Source organism: Mycobacterium sp. (assembly GCF_049585075.1).
Taxonomy (GTDB): domain Bacteria; phylum Actinomycetota; class Actinomycetes; order Mycobacteriales; family Mycobacteriaceae; genus Mycobacterium.
Genome location: NZ_JBAUZA010000446.1, coordinates 1 through 5,775, shown reverse-complemented (window position 1 = coordinate 5,775; position 5,775 = coordinate 1). Strand labels below are relative to the sequence as shown.

At 63.9% G+C, this 5,775-nt stretch carries 6 protein-coding genes and 1 pseudogene; 5 read left to right on the top strand and 2 right to left on the bottom strand.

What is annotated here, in order from left to right; translation table 11 throughout:
• The 3 genes from WB785_RS21255 to WB785_RS21245 all read left to right on the top strand — a co-directional run.
• A partial coding sequence (locus tag WB785_RS21255; RefSeq protein WP_424081542.1) for an ArsR/SmtB family transcription factor occupies nt 1–561 on the top strand: 561 nt, incomplete at its 5' end.
• A gap of 31 nt (nt 562–592) precedes the next feature.
• Nucleotides 593–1,987, top strand: a complete 1,395-nt coding sequence (gene lpdA / locus WB785_RS21250) for a dihydrolipoyl dehydrogenase (protein ID WP_424081540.1) — start codon at nt 593–595, stop codon at nt 1,985–1,987.
• Nucleotides 1,987–2,265 carry a hypothetical protein gene (locus WB785_RS21245; RefSeq protein WP_424081539.1) on the top strand — a complete coding sequence of 93 codons (279 nt, stop codon included), beginning with the start codon at nt 1,987–1,989 and terminating at the stop codon, nt 2,263–2,265. The genes lpdA and WB785_RS21245 overlap by 1 nt, the downstream gene beginning before the upstream one ends.
• 7 nt (nt 2,266–2,272) lie before the next feature.
• On the opposite strand, the gene WB785_RS21240 is transcribed toward WB785_RS21245, so the two are convergent.
• Both WB785_RS21240 and ramB read right to left on the bottom strand, forming a co-directional pair.
• Entirely contained in the window at nt 2,273–2,821 is a 549-nt protein-coding gene (locus tag WB785_RS21240; RefSeq protein ID WP_424081537.1) for a carboxymuconolactone decarboxylase family protein, read from the bottom strand.
• On the bottom strand, nt 2,818–4,230 hold the full coding sequence (ramB, locus tag WB785_RS21235) for an acetate metabolism transcriptional regulator RamB (protein WP_424081535.1): 1,413 nt from the start codon (nt 4,228–4,230) through the stop codon (nt 2,818–2,820). Before ramB ends, WB785_RS21240 begins: the two co-directional genes overlap by 4 nt.
• A gap of 129 nt (nt 4,231–4,359) precedes the next feature.
• Between ramB and WB785_RS21230 the strand changes: the two genes are divergently transcribed.
• The gene (locus WB785_RS21230; protein WP_424081533.1) at nt 4,360–5,154 is read left to right on the top strand and encodes an acyl-ACP thioesterase domain-containing protein; all 795 of its coding nucleotides are present in this window, start codon (nt 4,360–4,362) and stop codon (nt 5,152–5,154) included.
• 262 nt (nt 5,155–5,416) lie between these two features.
• Nucleotides 5,417–5,775, top strand: a pseudogene (locus WB785_RS21225) (isocitrate lyase); the annotation flags it as partial.

Sequence of the window (5,775 nt, the reverse complement as noted above, 5' to 3'; positions counted from 1 at the left end):
GCTCACATCCATCCGGCCACCGCCTCGGCGCACCTGCGCCGGTTGGCCGAGGGCGGATTGATCCGGGTGCGAGTCCAGGGCCGGCATCGATACCACGAGATCGTCGATCCGGAGGTCGCCGAGGTGCTGGAGGCGATCGCGCAGATCGCCCCGCCGGCCCCGGTGCGTTCGCTCGATGCCCATCGCGCCGCTGTCGCGCTCACCGAGGCGCGGACGTGTTACGACCATCTGGCCGGACGCCGCGGCGTGCAGCTGCGCGACCGTCTGCTGGATGCGTCGGCGATCCGCCGCCTCGACGACCGCGATCACGAACTCACCGACCGCGGGCAGCACCTGCTCGACAGTTTGGGCATTGACTTGGCGTCGCTGCGGACCAGTCGGCGGGTATTCGCCCGCTGCTGCGTCGACTGGACCGATCGCCGGTTCCACCTGGCCGGGGCGTTGCCCGCCGCGATCACCAGCGAGTTCCTCGCCCGGCGATGGCTCACCCGCGGGCCGGGCCGCGGCCTGCGGGTGGCCGCCGATTACGACGACAACCTCGAAAGTTGGCTGGCCATCTGACGGTGCGCACGCGGCCACTAGGGTAGGGGCCGTGACCCACTATGACGTTGTCGTCCTCGGAGCCGGACCCGGCGGATATGTGGCGGCTATCCGCGCTGCGCAGTTGGGATTGAACACGGCCGTCGTCGAACCCAAATATTGGGGCGGAGTCTGTCTCAACGTCGGCTGCATCCCGTCGAAGGCCTTGCTGCGCAACGCCGAACTCGTGCACATCTTCGCCCAAGAAGCCAAGACCTTTGGCATCAACGGCGAGGCAACGTTCGACTATGGCATCGCTTATGACCGAAGCCGCAAAGTCGCCGAGGGCCGAGTCGCCGGTGTGCATTTCCTGATGAAGAAGAACAAGATTACCGAGATCCACGGGTACGGCAGGTTCACCGACGCCCACACGTTGTCGGTCGAACTCAACGACGGTGGCACCGAATCGGTTACCTTCGACAACGCGATCATCGCCACCGGCAGCAGCACCCAGCTGGTTGCGGGTACGTCGCTGTCGACGAATGTCGTCACCTACGAAGAGCTGATCCTTTCCCGCGAGCTCCCGGAATCGATTGTCATCGCCGGAGCCGGGGCCATCGGCATGGAATTCGGCTATGTGCTGAAGAACTACGGCGTCGACGTGACCATCGTCGAATTCTTGCCGCGCGCGCTGCCCAACGAAGACGCCGAAGTGTCCAAGGAGATCGAGAAGCAGTTCAAGAAGCTCGGCGTCAAGATTCTCACCGGCACCAAATGCGTATCGATCGCCGACGACGGGTCCATGGTCACCATGACGGTCACCAAGGACGGAAGCTCAGAGGAACTCAAGGCCCAAAAGGTGTTGCAGGCCATCGGGTTTGCGCCCAACGTCGAAGGTTTCGGCCTTGAGGCGGCCGGGGTCGCGCTGACCGAGCGCAAAGCCATCGGGATCACCGACTACATGCAGACCAACGTCAACCACATCTACGCCATCGGCGATGTCACCGGGCTACTGCAGCTGGCGCACGTCGCCGAGGCTCAGGGGGTGGTGGCGGCCGAAACCATCGCCGGCGCAGAGACTTTGGCCCTCGGCGACTACCGCATGCTGCCGCGGGCGACATTCTGCCAGCCGCAGGTGGCCAGCTTTGGGCTCACCGAGGAGCAGGCCCGCGACGAAGGTTATGACGTTCAGGTTGCCAAGTTCCCGTTCACCGCCAACGGCAAGGCGCACGGCCTCGGCGATCCCAGTGGTTTCGTCAAACTCATCGCCGACGCCAGACACGGCGAACTACTGGGCGGGCATCTGATCGGGCACGACGTCTCCGAGTTGCTGCCAGAGCTGACGCTGGCGCAGAAGTGGGACCTGACCGCAAACGAGTTGGCGCGCAACGTCCATACCCACCCGACGATGTCAGAGGCGCTTCAAGAGTGCTTCCACGGACTGACCGGGCACATGATCAACTTCTGATGTCGATGCGTAGCGAGTCGATCTGGGCGGCCATCGGCGGAGTGCTCGCCGGCTATCTGCTGTGGCTGGTGGCGATTTCGATCGGCGACGCGATCACCACGGTGAGTCTGTGGAGTCTGATCGTGCTACTCGTCGCAGCGGCGTTCGCGTTGTGGGCGGTGCTCCGGGGACAGCGACTTCGGCGGCAGCAGAACTATCCGCTGGCGTCGTTTGTCTTCGCGTTGCCGGTTCTTCCCGTGTTGCTGTCGCTGGGCGTGCTGATCCGCACCTACATCTGACAGGGCGTTACCGGGGGTTGTCCAGCGGGATGTCCAGCGCCGCCATGGTGGCCGCCAGGCCGTCGTATTGCCCTGCAAGCATGCAGAATTCGATGAGCTGACGCCGATCGAGGTGGCTGGACAGCTGCTGCCAGACCTCGGGGCTGATCGAGCGGTCGTTGATGAACTCGTCGGTGGCGTTCAGCAGCGCTTGCTGCCGGTCGGTGAGCCCGGCATTGCGATTCGGCCAGGCGAAGATCATGGCCTGCGTCTCGTTGTTCAGGCCGCGGCGTCGTCCCATCTTGCGGTGGTGCTGCAGTTCGTATTCGGAACCGCGCAGATGCGCGACCCGCAAGATCACCAACTCAGTGTCGGCGCCCGGCAATCGGCCCCGCAGTAGCCGAGCGCCGTAGAACGCCCATGCCCAGAACAGCAACCGGCGCTGACCCAGCGTCGTGAACAGGTGCATCTCCGGAGCGCCGACTGTGCGGGCGGCGGATTTCGCCAAGATCCAATTGATCAGCCCCAGGTCGCGGAACCGCGCGGGCGGGATGCGACCGACGTCCGGGTGCGTCATGGTTGCTTCACCAGGTAGGGCGACACTGTGCTGCGGTGCTCGTCGAGGTCGAGTGCGCGGCCCAGCGCGGGGAACGCTCGCTGCGGGCAGTTGTCGCGTTCGCAAACCCGGCAGCCCGCGCCGATCGGTGTGGCTATGTCGCCGGACAAGTCGAGTCCTTCCGAGTAGACGAGCCGGTGCGCATGCCGTAGTTCGCAGCCCAGCCCGATCGCGAAGGTTTTACCGGGCTGACCATACCGTGATGCCCGCCGCTCGATGGTCCGGGCCACCCACATGTAACTACGGCCGTCGGGCATCTGGGCGATCTGCACCAGGATCTTGCCCGGGTTGGCGAAGGTCTCGTAGACGTTCCACAGCGGGCAGGTGCCGCCTGCCGAAGAGAAATGAAAACCCGTGGCGGATTGGCGTTTTGACATGTTCCCCGCGCGGTCGACGCGCACGAATGACAGGGGCACGCCGCGCATCGACGGTCGTTGCAATGTCGAGAGCCGGTGGGCGATGGTTTCGTAGCTCACCACATAAAATGCCGAGAGCCGCTCGACGTCGTAGCGGAAGTTCTCGGCGATCTCGTGGAATTGCCGGTAGGGCAGCACCGTTGCGGCGGCGAAGTAGTTGGCCAGCCCGAGTCGGGCCAGCTTGCGGGACTCGTCGCTGGTGAAGCTGCCCTCAGCGACCAGGTCGTCGATGAGCGCCCCGTGCTCCAAGTAGGCCAGCTCTGCGGCGAGTTTGAACGCGGACTGGCCCGATGGCAGATGCCCGCCAATTTCCAGCGTTCGCGTCTCGGGGTCGAAGCGGTGAAGGACGTTGTCGCCCAGATCGATTCGTTTGATGCGGACATCGTGCACGGAGGTCAACCGGTCGGACAGATCGCGCACCAGGTCCGCGCGGTGCATGCGCATCTGCACCGTGAGCTCCTCGGCGGCGGTGTCCAGCTCGTGCAGGTAATTATGTCGTTCGTAGAAGTAGTCGCGAACCTCTTCGTGGGGCATCGTGATCGATCCGCTGCCGCTTCCGTCGGAGAAGCGATCCTCGGTGGCGGCCGCGAGCTGCGTGGTCGTCAGCCGATACCGCCGGTGCAAGTTGACCAAGGCCCGCGCGAGCGCCGGGTGCGAGTTCACGACGTCGGCCAGCTCCGACTGGTCCACCTCGACGCCGAGGTCGTGGTCGAGCGTGACCTCACGCAGCTCGGCAAGTAGACGAGTGTCGTCCTGCGAGGCGAAGAACGTCGCGTCGACGCCGAACACCTCGGTGATCCGCAGCAACACCGCGACAGTCAGCGGCCGGACGTCGTGCTCGATCTGATTGAGGTAGCTCGGTGAAATGTCGAGCATCTGCGCCAGCGTGGCCTGACTGAATCCGCGCTCGCTGCGCAGCTGCCGGACCCGCGAGCCAACGAATGTCTTGGCCATCCGACCAGCGTACCCGTGTTGCGAAGGCATGGTTAGCAAGATTTGCACGACGTCGAGGATTGGCGCCTCAGCGAGGTCATTTGGCATGATCGCCTGAGGGGGAGTGAGTAACAGCGGGGAAGTGAAGCCGTGAGCCTGGACAAAAAAATGATGCCGGTGCCCGACGGCCATCCGGACGTCTTCGACCGTGAGTGGCCGCTGCGCGTCGCTGACATCGACCGTGAGGGCCGACTGCGCTTCGACGCGGCCGCCCGCCATATCCAGGACATCGGTCAGGATCAATTGCGCGAGATGGGATTCGAGGAAACTCATCCGCTCTGGATTGTCCGCCGGACCATGGTCGACCTGATCCGTCCAGTCGAGTTCGGCGACATGCTACGGATGCGCCGGTGGTGTTCAGGAACATCGAACCGGTGGTGTGAAATGCGGGTGCGCATAGATGGGCGAAAGGGGGGGCTGATGGAGTCCGAGGCGTTTTGGATCAACATCAACCGCGACACCCAGATGCCGTCACGCATCGCCGACGACTTCCTAGCTGGCCTGCGGAAAACCACGGATATCGACCGGCTGCGGTGGAAGGCCTACCTGACCGCCGGCGGCCGCGAAGATGCCACCGAGATCCACGAGTTCCCGGTCCGGGTCACCGACATCGACCTGTTCGACCATATGAACAACTCCGTGTACTGGAGCGTGATCGAGGACTACCTCGCGTCGTACCAGGAACTCCTCAAAGCGCCGCTGCGGGTGACCATCGAGCACGACGCCCCGGTGGCGCTCGGCGACAAGCTGGAGATCATCTCGCACGTTCACCCCGCCGGATCGACCGACCGATTCGGAGTTGACCTGGCTGACCGCACTGTTAGAACGCTCACATATGCCGTCGGCGACGAGACCAAAGCGGTCGCGTCGATCTTCCCGCTTTAACCGTACGAGCGTTATGCAAACCGCGGTGCTGACCTGCGGATTTAAGTTACCAGCTGGTAGAAACTGAACCGTTTCAGTTCAGGCGTATCTTCGCAACCTTTGCAAAAAGTGGCTGACCCCTAGCCAAAATTGGCATAAAAATCGGTGGACCTGCGGCGCTAACCTGTGCCATCTTCGACTAAGCAGATCAGCACGATGCTGGGGTCCTTAGCAAGTGTGGAAATCCAGGGGCCTCAGGTCATTAACTTTTGAGGAGAGCGCCATGTCGAGCGTTGGCCAGCCGAAGAGCCCCGAAGAGATCCAGAAGGACTGGGACACCAACCCGCGCTGGAAGGGCATCACCCGCACCTACACCCCCGCAGACGTCGTGGCCCTCCAGGGCTCGGTCGTCGAGGAGGCCACTCTGGCCCGGCGCGGTGCCGAGGTGCTGTGGAGCCAGCTGCACGACCTGGAGTTCGTCAACGCGCTGGGCGCGCTGACCGGCAACATGGCGGTGCAGCAGGTCCGTGCCGGCCTGAAAGCGATCTACCTGTCGGGTTGGCAGGTTGCGGGCGACGCCAACCTGTCCGGCCACACCTACCCCGACCAGAGCCTGTACCCGGCCAACTCGGTGCCGCAGGT

Bases quoted from the DNA above. Each gene is read 5' to 3' on its own strand.
- WB785_RS21245 (WP_424081539.1), top strand. From the start codon at position 1,987: ATGTCGATGCGTAGCGAGTCGATCTGGGCGGCCATCGGCGGAGTGCTC.
- WB785_RS21240 (WP_424081537.1), bottom strand. From the start codon at position 2,821: ATGACGCACCCGGACGTCGGTCGCATCCCGCCCGCGCGGTTCCGCGAC.
- ramB (WP_424081535.1), bottom strand. From the start codon at position 4,230: ATGGCCAAGACATTCGTTGGCTCGCGGGTCCGGCAGCTGCGCAGCGAG.